The organism is Haloferax sp. Atlit-12N (assembly GCF_003383095.1).
Taxonomy (GTDB): Archaea; Halobacteriota; Halobacteria; order Halobacteriales; family Haloferacaceae; genus Haloferax.
The window spans coordinates 64706-79287 of record NZ_PSYW01000002.1 but is presented as its reverse complement, the minus strand read 5'-3'; the positions used below and the strand labels follow the sequence as shown (position 1 = coordinate 79287).

The following is a 14582-nucleotide window of genomic DNA, read 5'->3' as shown; positions in this document are numbered from 1 at the left end:
TGCCGTAATTGGACCGGATACTACGTATGGACTACAGCCACGTCCGCGACGTCGACCCCGCCGTGGCAGACGCCCTCGACGGCGAGGTCGAACGCCAGCGCGACACGCTCGCGATGATCGCCTCGGAGAACCACGTCAGCGAAGCGGTCCTCGAAGCGCAGGGGAGCGCGCTGACGAACAAGTACGCCGAGGGCTATCCCGGCAAGCGCTACTACGCTGGCTGTGAGTACGCCGACGACGTGGAGACCCTCGCCGTCGAGCGCGCGAAGGAGCTGTGGGGCGCAGAGCACGTCAACGTCCAGCCGCACTCCGGTACGCAGGCCAACATGGGTGTCTACCTCGCCATGCTCGAACCCGGCGACAAGATTCTCTCGCTGGACCTGACCCACGGCGGCCACCTGAGCCACGGTCACCCCGCGAACTTCACGGGCAAGCTCTACGACGTCGAACAGTACGAAGTCGACGCCGAAAGCGGCTACATCGACTACGACCAGCTCGCGGAGAAGGCCGCGGAGTTCGAGCCGGACATCATCGTCTCCGGCTACTCCGCGTACCCACGCGCCGTCGAGTGGGAGACGATTCAGGAGGTCGCAGACGACGTGGACGCGCTCCACCTCGCCGACATCGCCCACATCACGGGCCTCGTCGCCGCTGGCGTCCACCCCTCGCCGGTCGGCGTCGCCGACTTCGTCACCGGCTCGACCCACAAGACCATCCGCGCCGGTCGCGGCGGCATCATCATGTGCGACGAGGAGTACGCCTCCGACATCGACTCCGCTGTCTTCCCCGGCGCGCAGGGCGGTCCCCTCATGCACAACATCGCCGGCAAGGCGGTCGGCTTCAAAGAGGCGCTCGAACCCGAGTTCGAGGAGTACGCCCAGCAGGTCGTCGACAACGCGAAGGTGCTCGCCGAGACGTTCCAAGACCACGGTCTCAGCGTCGTCTCCGGCGGCACCGACACGCATCTCGTGCTCGTCGACCTCCGCGACTCGCACCCCGACCTCACCGGCGGCACCGCCGAGGAGGCGCTCGAATCGACGGGCATCGTGCTGAACGCGAACACCGTCCCCGGCGAGACGCGCTCGGCGTTCAACCCCAGCGGTATCCGCGCCGGCACGCCCGGGCTCACCACCCGCGGCTTCGGCGAAGACGAGATTCGCGAAGTCGGCGAACTCATCGTGAAGGTCGTCGACGCTCCCGAGGACGACGACGTGCTCGCGGAAGTCTCCGAGCGCGTGCAGGAACTCTGCGACGCGAACCCGCTGTACGAGTAAGCGACACTCACGGGCGACCACTGCGGTCCGAGTCGTCCGGTTTTTCGAACACCTCTCCCAAGTAACACTATTAGCCGCGCCGCCGTATCGCTACTCGACATGGCACCGATTCGTCGGCTCGTTCTCGACGTGCTGAAACCGCATTCGCCGTCGACGGTTGAGTTCGCCCGCGAGGTCGCCGACGCGGCCGGCGTGGCCGGCGTGAACGCGACGCTCCTCGAAACCGACCGCGAGGTCCAGAACCTCAGACTCGTCGTGGAGGGCGAGGCCATCGACGCCGACGAGGTCGAGCGTCGCGTCCGCGACCTCGGCGGGACGGTCCACTCGGTCGACGAAGTGGTCGCCGGCGAGGAACTCGTGGAGTACCGGAACCAGCCGCAGGACCCGTCGGCCTCGTGATGTTCGGTCGGCTCGGCGCGCTCCTGCGCGACGACCGCGTCCGCGCCATCTCCCGCCGGTACTTCGTCTCGAACGGGTTCGACGGGGCGCTGACCTGCATCGGCCTCGTCATCGGCGCGTACCTCACCGGCGTCACGGAGGGGCTGACGGTCGTGAAAATCGGCGTCGGCGCGGCGGTGGGCCTGACCACCTCCGGCGTCTGGAGCGTCTGGGAGATAGAGCGCGCCGAGAAGCGAGCCGAGTTGGCCCGCATCGAAGAGGCCATGCTAACCGACCTCGGCGGGACCGCGGTGGAGCGAGACAAGGCCGCGGCGCGAGGAATCAACGCGGCCGCCAGCGGACTCGGCCCGTTGGTCGGCATCGTCGTCCCGCTGCTCCCGTTTCTCGCGGTCGGCGGACTGCTTTCGATGACGTGGGCGACGCTCGCCTCGGTCGGCCTCGGGACGGGTATCCCGTTTTCCTTCGGCGCGTACATGGGGTCGATATCGGACCAGCGGTGGTACGTCGCCGGCCTGCGGATGGCGCTCGCGGGCGTCGCGGTGGCCGCCGTGAACCTGCTGTTCGGGTGACTGCCGATAACCACATTCATGTATATTTTGCTCTGTTTACGGTCGAGAATACGCACGAATCCGAATCTTTGAAATGGTCGGGGCGCGCTGTCTGAGACAATGACGACCATCATCGACGGCAACGCCGTCGCCGAGGAGATTCGAGACGGGCTGGCCGACGCCATCGACGCGCTCGACGAGGCCGGCGTGAAGCCGGGTCTCGCGACCGTGCTGATGAGCGACGACCCCGCCAGCGAGACGTACGTCTCGATGAAACAGCGCGACTGCGAGGAGGTCGGCATCGAGGCGTTCGACTACGAACTCGACCCCGAGACGCCCGCCGACGAACTGTACTCGCTCGTCGACGACCTCAACGACGACGACGAGGTCCACGGCATCCTCGTCCAGATGCCCGTCCCCGACCACGTCGACGACCGAACGGTCCTCCGCCGCATCGACCCCGCCAAGGACGTGGACGGCTTCCACCCCGAGAACGTGGGTCGCCTCGTCGCCGGCGACGCCCGCTTCAAACCCTGTACGCCCCACGGCGTCCAGAAACTCCTCGACGCCGCCGACGTGGAGACCGAAGGCGCTGACGTGGTCGTCGTCGGCCGCTCGGACATCGTCGGCAAGCCGATGGCGAACCTGCTCATCCAGAAGGCCGAAGGCGGCAACGCCACGGTCACGGTCTGCCACTCGCGCACGGACGACCTCGCCGCGAAGACCCGCGAGGCCGACATCGTCGTCGCCGCCGCGGGCGTCCCCGAACTCGTCACCGGCGACATGCTCTCCGAGGGCGTCGTCGTCATCGACGTGGGCGTCAACCGCGTCGACGCGGACAACGAGAAGGGCTACGAACTCGTCGGCGACGTAGAGTTCGACTCCGCGAAAGAGAAGGCCAGCGCCATCACGCCCGTCCCCGGCGGCGTCGGCCCGATGACCCGCGCGATGCTCCTCTGGAACACCGTGAAGGCCGCCGCCGAAGCCGAGGGCGTCGACGTGGACCTCCCCTGAATCGGTTCGAGAACCGTGAGTCCCCCGTTAGACGCCGACATCGACGGCGAGTGGACGTACGACGTGGACGGCGTCATCCGGCGTCGGAACCGCCACGACCTCGGCGCCGAGGCGTTCGCCCGCGCCCTCGAGCGCATCGAAGACGGCCTCGACTGGGGCGTCGGCGCGCTCTGCGAGCGCGAGCACGACGGCGCGGTGCTTCTCGTCCGGCAGGACGGAGAGTGGGTCCTCCCCGGCGGCGGGGTCGAAGCCGGCGAGTCGAGACGTGAGGCGCTAGTCCGCGAGGTTGCCGAGGAGACCGGCCTCGACGCCGACGTGGGCGCGCTTCGAGTCGTCACGGAGCAGTCGTTTCACCACGGTGACGACGCCGCGAGCTTTCGGTTCGCGATTTACGAGGCGACCGTCGCGGGCGACCTCACCGACGACCCCGGTCTCGAAGACGAGGCCATCGCCGACGTGGCGTGGTTCGAGACGCTCCCCGACGACACGCTGGACCGCGGGCTGATTCGGTTTCTTCTCGGGCGCTGACGCCCGTTCGACAGCGGTCTTTTCTCACTCGTGAGTCGCCACGAGTAGCTGGTCGCCGTCCCGCCGAACGCAAAAGCGGGTGCCGGCGTCCACGTCGAAACTGTGCGCGGTTCGGTCGGAGATGAGCAGTTGCGAGAAGTCGTCGCCGCAGGCCGGACAGGCCACGCCGTCGCGGTTTTCGATGAGCGTGGTCTCGCCGTCGTCGCGGAGTAGTTTCACCCGGTGGCGCACGTCGTGGATGTCGAATCCGGCAGTCATCGTCGGCGAAGGGTCGTCGTGGACGAAAAACGTTCGGGAGCGTCAGAACAGCGCCGCGAGCGTGTCGCGGGCCGACGCGAGCGCGTCGAGGTCGTCGTCGACGAGCGCGGTGTGAAGTTCGCGGGCGGCCTCGACGAGCGACTCTGACTCCGAAAGGGAGACGGCCCCGTCGAGCGCTTCGACGCGTTTGCGGTGGTTCGAGAGGGTTTCGAGCGTCGTTCTGACCTCGGGGTTCGGGTTGTCGTCGAGCCACGTCGAGAGGTCGCGGCAGTAGGCGTCGATGGCCTCGGCGTAGGCGAGGCCGCGGGCGTCGGTCATCGAGTCGGGCACGGCGTCAGGCGTGGGTCGCTCGCCCTCGTCGGCGCGGCGGAGCAGGGTGATGACGTAGAGCTGTTCGTCGTCCGTGGGTCGGTTCGACCGGGCGACCACGTCGACCGCGTGGAGGAGTTCGTGGGCCGCGAGCGGGGTGTCTTCGAGGGGGAGCAGTTCGCCCCCGCGGATGTAGCCCGTCTTCCGAATGTAGTCGCGGAGGTCGGACTTCAACGCCGGGGCGGCGTCCCGAATCGACCCGTCGCCGACTGCGGAGCGGTGCGCCGAGAGGTCGAGGTCGGCCTGCATGGCGGTGTGGCGCGCTCTGTCGCCGACGCCGACACTCCGGAGGCTCCCGCACTGCGGGCACGATACGCTTCCCGTCTCGTAGTACGACCACCGGTGGTCGCACTCCTTGCACTCGCGCTCGCCGCGTATCTCCATGCGACTGGGTTCGCCCCGACGGCGCAAAAGCACGGCGACCCGACGCGGAGGGCATCAAGAGCGAGGCGAGTCGACGCGGCGGTGAGCGGCCGCCAGCCGAGACGACCGCCGGGCTACATACGTTCGGCGACCCACCATCGACGCATGCGAAGCGAATCCGAGGTCCGAGAGCAGTACGAGTTCCTGAAGGACGAACTCGACTCCGAGGAGATGCGACACGAAGGGGTCAGAAAGCTCATGACGCACTACAAGCGGGCGCTCGGCTGGGTGCTGGAAGAGGAACACATGTGATTTACCCAACATAAATCCCAGAGTCGAGTGAAATCGACGATCTTCCGGAATTCGGCGCGTACGTGCCACTCATACGGACTGTTTGCCGCGTTGTCAATGTTTGGCACGCGTCGTTATCTTTAAGTGAAACCGAACAGTAGCCGATAGTGACGCTTCGCTTTGGAGGGCCGAAGCGTCAGCGGGGACCAATTCAGGGCGGCATGCCGTGCCGGAGATTTCCGGCACGGCTTGCTTTCCTTCTGCGCGAAGCTACGACCCACAAGCGACTGTTTCATCCGCGCTGTGTTCGAGTGTATCCGAGTACCGACTCCGACCGTACTCGGTGGTCATCCGAGTCGTCAACTCGACCTTGTCACACAAGCTACGTGTTCGACCCGCCGCCGACTGCTCCGAGAGAGTGGTGACGCCGCCACCTCGCCTCGGATTTCCGTTTTAGATAGTCGATCGATTGTTCATTGATAACACTTAACAATCTGCTCGCTTAATTCGCCCGAGCCGTCCAGTTGTGGACATATCCGGACATCGAAACAGCAACTTCGGGTAATTAGTAATTTGGACTACATAATTGCTGACGGAGTATCTCGGAGACTAGCGGGTTTTCGAGGGAGATTCGTCGGTCGAGGCCGATATGCTTATCTGAATTAGACAGTAACATACGAGTCGAATTTACCGATGTACGACCTGACAGGATTCCAGCGAGACCTGCTGTACGTCATCGCGGGTCTCGAAGAGCCGCACGGACTCGCCATCAAAGAAGAACTCGAAGCCTACTACGAAAAGGAGATTCACCACGGGCGGCTCTACCCCAATCTCGACACGCTCGTCGAGAAGGGGCTGGTCGACAAGGGCCAGCGCGACCGCCGGACCAACTACTACACGCTCACCCGCCGCGGTCGCCGTGAGATAAAGGCCCGCGACGAGTGGGAAGCGGAGTACGTCCCCGAAGACTTCGAAGCGTGAGCGGGCGACTCGGACTACCCGTCCACGCCGGCGTCGGACGGCGACCGTGAGTCACGACTCGATTTCTCGTCTCGGTCGGTAAACGTCTCTAGCTCGTCCGATTCGCTCTCTTTCGGCCGGTCGGTCGCGGCTGTTTCTCGCGGTGTGTCATCCTCCTCGTCAACGGTCAGCTCGTCGACTGGCGGGCCGTCGACCAGATATGCGGGGTCGACCATGTACGGCCGAATCGGCTTCCCCGCCAGGAGCTCCGGCAGAACGAGCCGGACGAAGTTCACGAACAGCACGAGTATCATCGGCATGAGGAAGATGCCGTACCAGCCGAACAGGAGCGGACCGAACGTATAGGCGAGCATCACGGCCCCGACGTGGAGGCTCCGTCCGGAGACGTACGGCCGGAGCACGAGGTCGGGTATCGTGTCCACGATGACGAACGAGACGGCGGCGAAAAGCAGGACGAACCAGAACCCGGGGGGGTTGGCAATCGTCGCTTCGAGAGCCATGTAGGCCGCGACGGGGACGTAGACGAGCTTCATCCCGACGACGGGGATGAGGCTCGCGACCCCGGCGAGCAGGCCGATAAGCGCCGGTGCGGGGATGTGGACGCCCACGGGTGCGATGACGTTCAAAAGCGAGTACGCGATGACGCCGATGGTGCCCGTGAGGATGGCGTTCAGGATGTTGCCGAAGAAGATGTTGTTGAAATCGCGGTCCACGCCGCGCATGTAGGCCTCGAGGATGCCGTGGTCGTCGGCGAACATCGACTGGCCCCACCGGCGGAGTCGGTGGCCGTCGCGGAGGAGGTAGAACGCGAACGCGATCATGACGAACAGGTGAATCGCGCCGATACCGAGGAATGCGAAGGTGTTGGCGGCGACGCTCAGCGAATCGAACACCGAGCTAATCGCCTCGGGAGTCAACACCGAGCGGAAGTCGTACTCCAACAGCGCCTGCGGGCTGGCGATTCCCTCCAACAGCGTGGGGTCGATGCCGTAGGCTTCGAGGTCGATAGGCACCTCGTCGGAGGAGAGTTGGTCGGCGTATTTCAGGAACTCGCGGAGGGCGATGGTCGCGGCGTAGACGACGAGTCCGAGCGCGGGGAGCGCGAGGGCGAAAAGCGCCACAGCCGCCGCGAGGCTTGGGGGCTTCACCCGCCTCCGAATCCGCCGGTAGATGGGCCGCGTGGCGTAGTAGATGAAGAGACCGAAGACGAACGTCCCGATGAAAGAGTAGACGACGTAGGCGAGCGCGCCCGCGAGAACCAACGCGAGCGCCCACCACATCGCCCGGGAGCGCTGAATGTCACGGAGAGCCATACCCAACACGGACGCGGAGGCGTCAAAAGCCTATCGCGGGAGCGACAGGTCACGACGGGACACCGTCACGTTCGGCCGCCGAACCCCTCCGTTCACGGGATAAAATCGACCGACTGGACCGCGTCTCGGCTGATATTGCACCATTAATAACGAATATCTTAACACACGGGTCTTCGTACCGAGGCGCATGGACCGAGAGACGGCGGTGCCACGCGTCGATTCGATGCCCGGCGAGAAAGCGCGCGAGTGGGTGGAGTACCACCACGAACACGCCGCGCCGAGCACGTACGTCTACGACTTCGTCTGGGACATCACGGCGGAGTCCGAAGGCCCCTTCTGCACCGACGTCGACGGCAACGTCCTCCTCGATTTCACGAGCCACGTCGCGGCCGCCCCGCTCGGCTACAACAACCCGAAGCTCATGGACCGCATGGCCGAGTTCGACCTCGTCGACCCGACGAAAATCGCCGGGCAGGACTTCTACGTCAGCGACGGCTCCGCACCCGGCGAGGAACAACTCCCCGGCCCCGCCGCGCTCATGGACAAACTGACCGACCTCACGAGCCACTACGGGATGGACACGGTGTTCCTGTCGAACTCCGGGGCCGAGGCCGTCGAGAACGCCATCAAAATCGCCTACGACCACGCCGACGGCGCGAAGTACGGCGTCACCTTCGAGGGCGCGTTCCACGGCCGCACCCTCGGCGCGCTCTCGCTCAACCGCTCGAAGTCCGTCTACCGCCGCAAGTTCCCCGAGATTTCGGGCGTCCTCGACGTGCCGTTCTGCGACGACCGGGCCTGCTCGCCCGAGACGTGTTCCTGCGGCTTCTTCCCCGACGCCGACTCCGCCGTCTCCAAACTCCGACAGAAGCTCCACCCGAAGAAGGGCCACATCGACGCCGACGAGGTCGCCTACGTCATCGTCGAACCGATACAGGGAGAGGGCGGCTACCGCTTCCCCTCGGACGCCTTCGCCGAGGAACTCGCCGCCGTCGTCGACGACTACGACCTGACGCTCATCGCCGACGAGATTCAGACCGGCGTCGGCCGCACCGGCGAGATGTGGGGCTCCGACCACTACCCCATCGAACCCGACATCATCACCGGTGCAAAGGGCCTCCGCGTCGGCGCGACCGTCTCGAACGACGAGATATTCCCCGACGAGACCTCGCGGCTCTCCTCGACGTGGGGTGCTGGCGACATCGTCTCCTCGATGCAGGGCGTGTTCACGCTCGAAGCCATCGAGGAGTACGACCTGCTCGACAACGCCGTCGCCCGCGGCCGGCAGTTCACCGAGCGGATGCGCGACGACGCGCCCGACACCGTCGTCGACGTGCGCGGCAAAGGCCTGCTTCTCGCCGTCGAGTTCGACACCAAAGAACGCCGCGACGCCGTGCAGGAAGCCGCCCTCAAACGCGGCCTCCTCACCCTCTCGTGCGGCTACAAGGTGCTCCGAATCCTCCCGCCGCTCGACGTGACCGACCGCGAAATCGACCTCGGCGCGACGATGCTGGTAGACGCCATCGAAGACGTGTCGTAACGCGGCCGGTCAGGTCACGTCGCGGTTGACGACGGGTTCGACCACGTTCCCGAGTTCGCGCATCATCCCGGCACCGACGAGGTAGTACACCGCCGATTCGACGCGCTCTTTCCACGCGGGACCGTCGCCCATTTCGAGACTCACGTCGCCGGCGCGAATTCGGCGCGCCGCCTCGCTGGCGACGACGCCTGCAATAGGGGAGCCGTACTCGTCGCGGGCGCGACGGAACTCGCGCATCGCCCGGCGCTTCGCTCGGAACGACCGGCCGGAGTCGTAGTCGGTATCGCCGGGGTCCACGTCGAGGGCGTCGAGCGCGAAGTCGTGGGCACGCCGCGCGAGGAGGGCACGGGCGGTGTCGACGAACTGCTTCGCGGTCAGTCCGCGCTCGTAGTCCCCGACGTATCTGGCGTCGTTGTCGAAACAGAGCGTAAACAGCTCCCACCGGGCGGCCCCGTAGGGCGTCGATTGGTCAAGGTCGCGCTCTTCTTCGATCGTAGTCCGCATCTCGCTCCGCCGCGGGTACTCGTCGATTCGAGTCCAGAACGACTCGATAGCGTCAGTGAGTCGGTCCCCGTATGGAATCGTGTCGTCGCCGAGGTTCGCTCGGTACTGCTCGCGGTGATAGCGGGCGGTCCGGAGGCGTTGTTGTGCCTGCAACTGCGAGCCCCACTCGCGGGCGAAGTCGTGTGCCGAGTAGTCGGCCTTCTCGTCGCTGCCGTTCGAGTCGCCCCAGCCGACGGTCAGTCGTGTGAACGAGAGGAGTCGTTCGATGGCGTAGAGATACGCGAGGTCGCGGCCGGGGTCGGAGACGCGGTACTCGGAGATTGACGCCGCGAGTTCGTCGGCCGCCCGCTCCAGTTCGCGGCCGCGCTCGACGAGAAACTCGGGGTCGTCGTTTCCGAGTACGACGGTCGCGTAGCCGACCGTCTCACCGGCGTACTGAAGTCCGGTAGTCGCAGACCTGAGTCGGTCGCGAGCGTTGCCCCAGTCCTTCGCGGATTCGAGATGCCCGCCCGCCGGCGACATACGGAGGTGAAACCGCACGTCCTTGTCCACCGAATCGCGGTCGACACGCGAGCGCAACTCCTCAGCCCGTTCGACGACGGATTCGAGGTTCGCCACCGCCGCGTCGGCGTGTTCGTCGCTCACCGGCGGCTGCCAGACGTAGTTGCTCGGCGGGTCAGGGTACATCGTCGTCAGCCAGTCCGTAATCGGGTTGGGGAGCCACGTCGGCCTGAACCAGCCGATACCGCCGACCGCGCCCGCGCCGCCGACGAGGCCGAGCAGTTGGCGACGCGAGAGCGAGGAGGGTTCGTTGGAGGGAGAGCCGTCTGTGGGTGGGGCGTCGTCGGGGGACACACGCCGGAGTTCCGAACCAGTCCGTGTAAACGTGTCGGCGGACTGTTGACTCGGGTCGAACGCGCCCTACGTCCAGCGGTCGAGACCGGTCTGCGTGACCGACTCCTCGATGCGCTCGAAGCCGCGGCGGACCTCCTCGGGGTCGACCTCCCACGTCTCGGTGACGAACTCGCGGGCAGCGGCCACGTCGGGGTCGATGTCCGTGTCGTAGTCGTAGTCGTCGGTGACCGGCGGGTCCAAGAAGAACTCGCGCACCCGGTCGGCGTTGGGGATGGTGTCGCCGCGGGCTTCGAGGACCGACCAGAGGTCGCCGTGTTCTGTGACGACCTTCACGGCCGTCTTCGGCCCGATTCCCGTGATGCCCTCGTTGAAGTCGGTCCCGCAGAGCATGGCGATGTCGACGAGTTGCTCGTAGGTGATGTCGTGTTTGTCGAGCGTCGCGTCGAGGTCCATCAGCTCGGGGTTGCCCTTGCTCGTGAGCTGTCGGAGCGTGTAGGGCGCGCCGAACAGGAGGGTGTCGTAGTCCTCGCTGCCCACGTAGTCGGCATCGCCCTTGCGGGCCATGTAGGACGCCTGCGCCTCGCCCTCGGCGGGCGCTTCGACCACGGGCACGTCGAGCAGCGAGAGGAGTTCGCGACTGGTGTCCTGAATCGTCTCGGTGAGTCGCTGAGTGCGTGCTTCCATCCGGGCGGCTTCGACCGCGTCGCCTGCCTCACGAGCCGCTTCGAGCCGCTCTTCGGCCTTCTCGCGCTGTTCGCGGCGCTTCGCCACCTCGTCGTCTTTCATCTCGGTGACGCCGCCGTCGAAGACGAAGACGGGCGTCAGGTCGTGTTCGAAGAACTTGGGGAGCCCCTGGACGATGCCGACGAGGTTGGCGACCTCCTCGCCCTCGCTCGTCGTGTACTTCTCCGAGTTCGTCCACTTGACCGTCGTCGTGAGATAGCGGTACAGCCAGTTGTGGGCGTCGACGGCGACGACGCTCCCGGCCACCTCGTCGAACGACACCTCGGAGAGCGCGGCGAGCGTCCGCAGGTCTGCGTTTCCCATTTGCTCGGCTTTCGAGGGCCGAGGGTTTCAATCGTCCGAGTGAACGCCGTCGGCACCGGGCGGCTCCGCCCCCTCGCGCGCCGCGAGAAACGTCCGCTCCGGGTCGCCGAGGTCGCGGGCGCGGTAACGGTCGAGGCCAGACTGGTACGTCTCGCGGGAGGCCGCGGCGGGCGCGTCGGCGGGGCGCTCAAGCACCAACTCGGCGACGCCCGTCTCGCGGCCCGTGAAGCCGAATCCGGCCTTGTGGCACGCCTCGTAGGCGAAGGGGTTGTTCGCGGCGATGCGGACCGTCTCGTAGCCGCGGTCGGCGGCGGCCTCGCAGGTCCGGCGGAGGAGGTCGGGGCCGAGTCCGTCGCCCCGGCGGTCCCGCCGGACCGTGACGTACCGGAGCCAGAGCGTCGTCGGGTCCGTCCGGTCCTCGTTGAACGCGACCGCAGCGACCACGTTCTCGGCTAGCGGCGGCAGGGAGTCGGGGCCGCCGGTCGGCGCGGGTCGGTCGTCGTCGAGGGGCGGCAGGGACTCGTCGGGGTCCCGGAGCACCGTCTTGCCCGTCGCCGCGGTGACGAACTTTCCCGCGTAGGCGAACCGCCGGTAGTCGAGACGGAGCCGCGGCCCGTCTTCGGGCCACCCGAGCAGGTCGAACTCCATAGCCGAGATGGGACCGCCGCGCGCAAGAACCTTCCCCGGCGGGGGCGTGGAGTCGGGCATGCACGGCGCAGGCGACGTTCGGTTCTTCGACCGCTTCGCACCCGTCTACGACCTCGTGATGCCGCCAGCCGACCCCGGCGCGCTCGGAACCGCGCTTGACCGCGCCGACCGCCCCGTCGAACGCGTCGTCGACATCGGCGGTGGCTCCGGGCGGGCGACCCTCGCGCTCGACGTTCCCGAGCGAATCGTCCTCGACCGCTCGGCCGGGATGCTCCGCCGAGCGCGCGAGCGTGGCCTCGACTGCGTCCGCGGCGACGCCCGAGGGCTTCCCTTCGCCGACGACTCCCTTGACGCCGTGACCGTCGTGGACGCCTTCCACCACATGCCGAACCAGCGGGGCGTCGCCGAGGAGGTCTTCCGCGTCCTCGCGCCCGGCGGGGTGTTCGCCGTCAACGAGTTCGACCCCGAAACGCTCCTCGGCCGAGGGCTCGTCGCCGCCGAGCGGGTCGTCGGCTTCGGGTCGGCGTTCGCTACGCCCGACGAACTCGTCCGGTTCCTCGAACGCGTCGGGTTCGATGCCGACGTGGTCGAACGGGGCTTCGAGTACACGGTGGTCGGAAAAAAGCGGGAAAGCCATTAGGGGGGCGACGAATCCTCGCCTATGGCAACCTCGACTTCGTTCTTAGAGGAGCGACTCGATGCCGGGGCGTTACCCATCGCCGTGGGCGACGTGCTCGCCATCTTCCTCCTCGTCACCGTCGGCGTGGTTCAGCACAACGGGGTGTCGTACCTCTCGGCCGACCCGGTCGGCTGGGTACTCACCGCGGTCCCGTTCCTCATCGGATGGCTCGTCACCGCCCCGCTTTTGGGCGCGTACTCGCCCGGCGCGGCCGAGTCGGCGAAGTCGGCCGTCCCGCTCGGAATCCGCTCGTGGCTCGCGGCGACCGTCATCGGCATGGCGATTCGCTGGACGCCGCTTTTCGAAGGCGGCGTCGAACTCACGTTCGTCGCGGTCATGCTGGTGCTCGGCTCCGCCGCGCTCGGTGTCTGGCGGACGCTGTACTTCAAACTCGTCTGAGCGTCGAACACCGCCCCCCGCGAACCGAACCGAAGAACTGACCGAAACCGTATTTTCTGCCGGCCGTCCGCGCCTGTCCCCGACCGTCCCGGAGTCAGGCGGGCGTCGGCCGCCGTCGCAACAGTGTCACGCCGAGAAGCGTCGCCGCCGCCGCGAACCCGGCGAGGACCACGAACAGCGCCGTCGAGTCGGCGACGGTGAGGATGTAGCCGGCGATGGCCCCGCCGAGCGCGCCGACGCCGAACACGCCGAGATAGGTGAATCCGTAGGAGAGTCCCCGCAGACCGGCGGGCGTGTACTCCGCGACGATCGCCTGGTAGAACGGCTGGACCATGAACAGGAAGAAGCCGAGGAGCGCACAGATGGCGAGGAGCGGGACCACACCGAGACTCGCCACGGGAAGGAACGCGATGGCGATGACAGCGAGCGCGCCGAAGCCGGCGACGATGCCGCGTTCGGTCCTGATGCGGTCGGTGAGTTTGCCGCCGACGTACTGTCCGAAGACGCCGACCGTCAGGAGGCCGGCGTAGACGAACAGTTCCACGTCGAGCGTCGGCGCGCCCCCGGCCGACCCGGACGCGAGGGCGGCGGGCAGGAGTTCGGAGACCGGAATCGGCTCGATGCCGATGACAGAGCCGAGGAGGTCCGGCAGGAACGTCGTGACGCCGCGGTAGTAGAGCCCGGAGAACATCACGAGCGCGAAGACGAGCGCGAACCCGCCGGCGAAGAGGTGCTTCGACTGCGAGACCAGTTCAGCGAACGAGGAGACGCCCGTGCCGGCCTTGCTGTCGCCCCCGGTGTCATCGTCGTCGTCGGTGTCGCCCGTCTCGCCGCCGTCGGTCGCGGCGACGGCAGCCTGCTCTTCGAAGTTGGCGCGGGTCGCGAGTGCGGCGGCCACGAGCGCCGGGAGCGCGAGCACGGCGGCGACGAGGTGCCAGTCGAAGAACAACAAGAGGAGCGCGGTGAGGAAGGGTCCGAAGCCGATGCCGAGGTTCCCGGCGATGCCGTGGTAGGCGAAGCCGGTTCCGCGTTCCTCGACGCCAGTGCTGATGAGTCGGAGTCCGGCGGGGTGGTAGACGCTGGCCGCGGCACCCCAGACGACGAGCGCGAGGGCGACGACGACGAGGTTCGGCGACAGCGCGAGCATGACGAACGAACCCGCCATACCGAGGAGACAGGCGACGATGAGGCGCTTGGAGCCGACGCGGTCGACGAGGATGCCGCCGGGGAGCGCCCCGAGGCCGAACAGCGCGAATCCGAGGCCGGTCATCACGCCCAACGAGGCGGTCGTGACGGGAACCGTCGCGAGGCCGAGGTCGATGCTCGCGAACTCCCCGAGCCAGATGGCCACGAAGATGGGGATGGACAGTTCGTACGTGTGGACCATCCCGTGGGCGAGCATCACCAACGCGACGATTGAGCGGTCGTTGCGGTTCACGTCTCCGGCCACGGCACCGACTCCCATAACCGTGTGGAGTTCCGGCAGACGACGCGAACCCCGGACCGACTGTTCGGGCGAGAGGCACAATCCACAGTATCGAATTTGTGATGTTCTCTTGGGTGTACAAACCC

17 protein-coding genes are annotated in these 14582 nt (G+C 66.8%); 10 read left to right on the top strand and 7 right to left on the bottom strand.

The window, feature by feature from the left end; translation table 11 throughout:
• Positions 1–26 precede the first annotated feature (26 nt).
• The 5 genes from glyA (at position 27) to C5B90_RS08585 (ending at position 3763) form a co-directional block, all read left to right on the top strand.
• Positions 27–1274 carry a serine hydroxymethyltransferase gene (gene glyA / locus C5B90_RS08605; protein WP_115880774.1) on the top strand — a complete coding sequence of 416 codons (1248 nt, stop codon included), beginning with the start codon at positions 27–29 and terminating at the stop codon, positions 1272–1274.
• Positions 1275–1373: 99 nt separating this feature from the next.
• A complete protein-coding gene (locus C5B90_RS08600) occupies positions 1374–1673 on the top strand; it encodes a DUF211 domain-containing protein (RefSeq protein ID WP_115880772.1) in 300 nt (99 codons plus the stop codon).
• Positions 1673–2242 (top strand): VIT1/CCC1 transporter family protein, encoded by a 570-nt coding sequence (locus C5B90_RS08595; protein ID WP_115880770.1) that lies wholly within the window; start codon positions 1673–1675, stop codon positions 2240–2242. Before C5B90_RS08600 ends, C5B90_RS08595 begins: the two co-directional genes overlap by 1 nt.
• Before the next feature lie 99 nt (positions 2243–2341).
• Entirely contained in the window at positions 2342–3235 is an 894-nt protein-coding gene (gene folD, locus C5B90_RS08590) for a bifunctional methylenetetrahydrofolate dehydrogenase/methenyltetrahydrofolate cyclohydrolase FolD (protein ID WP_115880768.1), read from the top strand.
• 15 nt (positions 3236–3250) lie between these two features.
• Positions 3251–3763 carry an NUDIX hydrolase gene (locus C5B90_RS08585; RefSeq protein ID WP_115880766.1) on the top strand — a complete coding sequence of 171 codons (513 nt, stop codon included), beginning with the start codon at positions 3251–3253 and terminating at the stop codon, positions 3761–3763.
• Between the two features lie 24 nt (positions 3764–3787).
• On the opposite strand, the gene C5B90_RS08580 is transcribed toward C5B90_RS08585, so the two are convergent.
• The gene (locus C5B90_RS08580; protein ID WP_115880764.1) at positions 3788–4021 is read right to left on the bottom strand and encodes a flagella cluster protein; all 234 of its coding nucleotides are present in this window, start codon (positions 4019–4021) and stop codon (positions 3788–3790) included.
• A gap of 42 nt (positions 4022–4063) precedes the next feature.
• Entirely contained in the window at positions 4064–4774 is a 711-nt protein-coding gene (locus tag C5B90_RS08575; RefSeq protein ID WP_115880762.1) for a hypothetical protein, read from the bottom strand.
• 144 nt (positions 4775–4918) lie between these two features.
• Here C5B90_RS08575 and C5B90_RS20795 point away from each other — a divergent pair, with 144 nt between their 5' ends.
• Entirely contained in the window at positions 4919–5065 is a 147-nt protein-coding gene (locus C5B90_RS20795; protein WP_004061251.1) for a hypothetical protein, read from the top strand.
• 672 nt (positions 5066–5737) lie between these two features.
• Positions 5738–6025, top strand: a complete 288-nt coding sequence (locus C5B90_RS08570) for a PadR family transcriptional regulator (RefSeq protein WP_004044685.1) — start codon at positions 5738–5740, stop codon at positions 6023–6025.
• Positions 6026–6039: 14 nt separating this feature from the next.
• Here C5B90_RS08570 and C5B90_RS08565 read toward each other — a convergent pair whose 3' ends face one another.
• The gene (locus C5B90_RS08565; RefSeq protein ID WP_115882456.1) at positions 6040–7305 is read right to left on the bottom strand and encodes an AI-2E family transporter; all 1266 of its coding nucleotides are present in this window, start codon (positions 7303–7305) and stop codon (positions 6040–6042) included.
• A gap of 220 nt (positions 7306–7525) precedes the next feature.
• Between C5B90_RS08565 and C5B90_RS08560 the strand changes: the two genes are divergently transcribed.
• On the top strand, positions 7526–8878 hold the full coding sequence (locus C5B90_RS08560) for an aspartate aminotransferase family protein (RefSeq protein WP_115880760.1): 1353 nt from the start codon (positions 7526–7528) through the stop codon (positions 8876–8878).
• Between the two features lie 9 nt (positions 8879–8887).
• Here the strand turns inward: C5B90_RS08560 and C5B90_RS08555 are convergent, their stop codons facing one another.
• The 3 genes from C5B90_RS08555 to C5B90_RS08545 form a co-directional block, all read right to left on the bottom strand.
• A complete protein-coding gene (locus C5B90_RS08555) occupies positions 8888–10237 on the bottom strand; it encodes a transcriptional initiation protein Tat (RefSeq protein WP_115880758.1) in 1350 nt (449 codons plus the stop codon).
• 66 nt (positions 10238–10303) lie between these two features.
• Positions 10304–11284 (bottom strand): flap endonuclease-1, encoded by a 981-nt coding sequence (gene fen / locus C5B90_RS08550; protein ID WP_115880756.1) that lies wholly within the window; start codon positions 11282–11284, stop codon positions 10304–10306.
• A 27-nt stretch (positions 11285–11311) separates the two neighbouring features.
• Entirely contained in the window at positions 11312–11932 is a 621-nt protein-coding gene (locus C5B90_RS08545) for a GNAT family N-acetyltransferase (RefSeq protein WP_115880754.1), read from the bottom strand.
• Between the two features lie 58 nt (positions 11933–11990).
• Between C5B90_RS08545 and C5B90_RS08540 the strand changes: the two genes are divergently transcribed.
• Together C5B90_RS08540 and C5B90_RS08535 are read left to right on the top strand one after the other, a co-directional pair.
• The gene (locus C5B90_RS08540; RefSeq protein ID WP_115880752.1) at positions 11991–12572 is read left to right on the top strand and encodes a class I SAM-dependent methyltransferase; all 582 of its coding nucleotides are present in this window, start codon (positions 11991–11993) and stop codon (positions 12570–12572) included.
• A 21-nt stretch (positions 12573–12593) separates the two neighbouring features.
• Complete coding sequence (locus tag C5B90_RS08535; RefSeq protein ID WP_115880750.1) at positions 12594–13010, top strand: DUF3054 domain-containing protein; 417 nt, start codon at positions 12594–12596, stop codon at positions 13008–13010.
• A 94-nt stretch (positions 13011–13104) separates the two neighbouring features.
• On the opposite strand, the gene C5B90_RS08530 is transcribed toward C5B90_RS08535, so the two are convergent.
• Positions 13105–14475, bottom strand: coding sequence for an MFS transporter (locus C5B90_RS08530; protein WP_115880748.1), 1371 nt, complete (start codon positions 14473–14475; stop codon positions 13105–13107).
• Positions 14476–14582: the final 107 nt, after the last annotated feature.

What these genes read in the sequence shown, in the direction of transcription:
- C5B90_RS08570 (WP_004044685.1), top strand. Translation starts at nt 5,738, where the DNA reads ATGTACGACCTGACAGGATTCCAGCGAGACCTGCTGTACGTCATCGCG.
- fen (WP_115880756.1), bottom strand. Translation starts at nt 11,284, where the DNA reads ATGGGAAACGCAGACCTGCGGACGCTCGCCGCGCTCTCCGAGGTGTCG.
- C5B90_RS08595 (WP_115880770.1), top strand. Translation starts at nt 1,673, where the DNA reads ATGTTCGGTCGGCTCGGCGCGCTCCTGCGCGACGACCGCGTCCGCGCC.
- C5B90_RS20795 (WP_004061251.1), top strand. Translation starts at nt 4,919, where the DNA reads ATGCGAAGCGAATCCGAGGTCCGAGAGCAGTACGAGTTCCTGAAGGAC.
- C5B90_RS08545 (WP_115880754.1), bottom strand. Translation starts at nt 11,932, where the DNA reads ATGGAGTTCGACCTGCTCGGGTGGCCCGAAGACGGGCCGCGGCTCCGT.
- C5B90_RS08575 (WP_115880762.1), bottom strand. Translation starts at nt 4,774, where the DNA reads ATGGAGATACGCGGCGAGCGCGAGTGCAAGGAGTGCGACCACCGGTGG.
- C5B90_RS08535 (WP_115880750.1), top strand. Translation starts at nt 12,594, where the DNA reads ATGGCAACCTCGACTTCGTTCTTAGAGGAGCGACTCGATGCCGGGGCG.
- C5B90_RS08600 (WP_115880772.1), top strand. Translation starts at nt 1,374, where the DNA reads ATGGCACCGATTCGTCGGCTCGTTCTCGACGTGCTGAAACCGCATTCG.
- C5B90_RS08565 (WP_115882456.1), bottom strand. Translation starts at nt 7,305, where the DNA reads ATGTGGTGGGCGCTCGCGTTGGTTCTCGCGGGCGCGCTCGCCTACGTC.
- C5B90_RS08580 (WP_115880764.1), bottom strand. Translation starts at nt 4,021, where the DNA reads ATGACTGCCGGATTCGACATCCACGACGTGCGCCACCGGGTGAAACTA.
- glyA (WP_115880774.1), top strand. Translation starts at nt 27, where the DNA reads ATGGACTACAGCCACGTCCGCGACGTCGACCCCGCCGTGGCAGACGCC.
- C5B90_RS08560 (WP_115880760.1), top strand. Translation starts at nt 7,526, where the DNA reads ATGGACCGAGAGACGGCGGTGCCACGCGTCGATTCGATGCCCGGCGAG.
- folD (WP_115880768.1), top strand. Translation starts at nt 2,342, where the DNA reads ATGACGACCATCATCGACGGCAACGCCGTCGCCGAGGAGATTCGAGAC.
- C5B90_RS08540 (WP_115880752.1), top strand. Translation starts at nt 11,991, where the DNA reads ATGCACGGCGCAGGCGACGTTCGGTTCTTCGACCGCTTCGCACCCGTC.
- C5B90_RS08530 (WP_115880748.1), bottom strand. Translation starts at nt 14,475, where the DNA reads ATGGGAGTCGGTGCCGTGGCCGGAGACGTGAACCGCAACGACCGCTCA.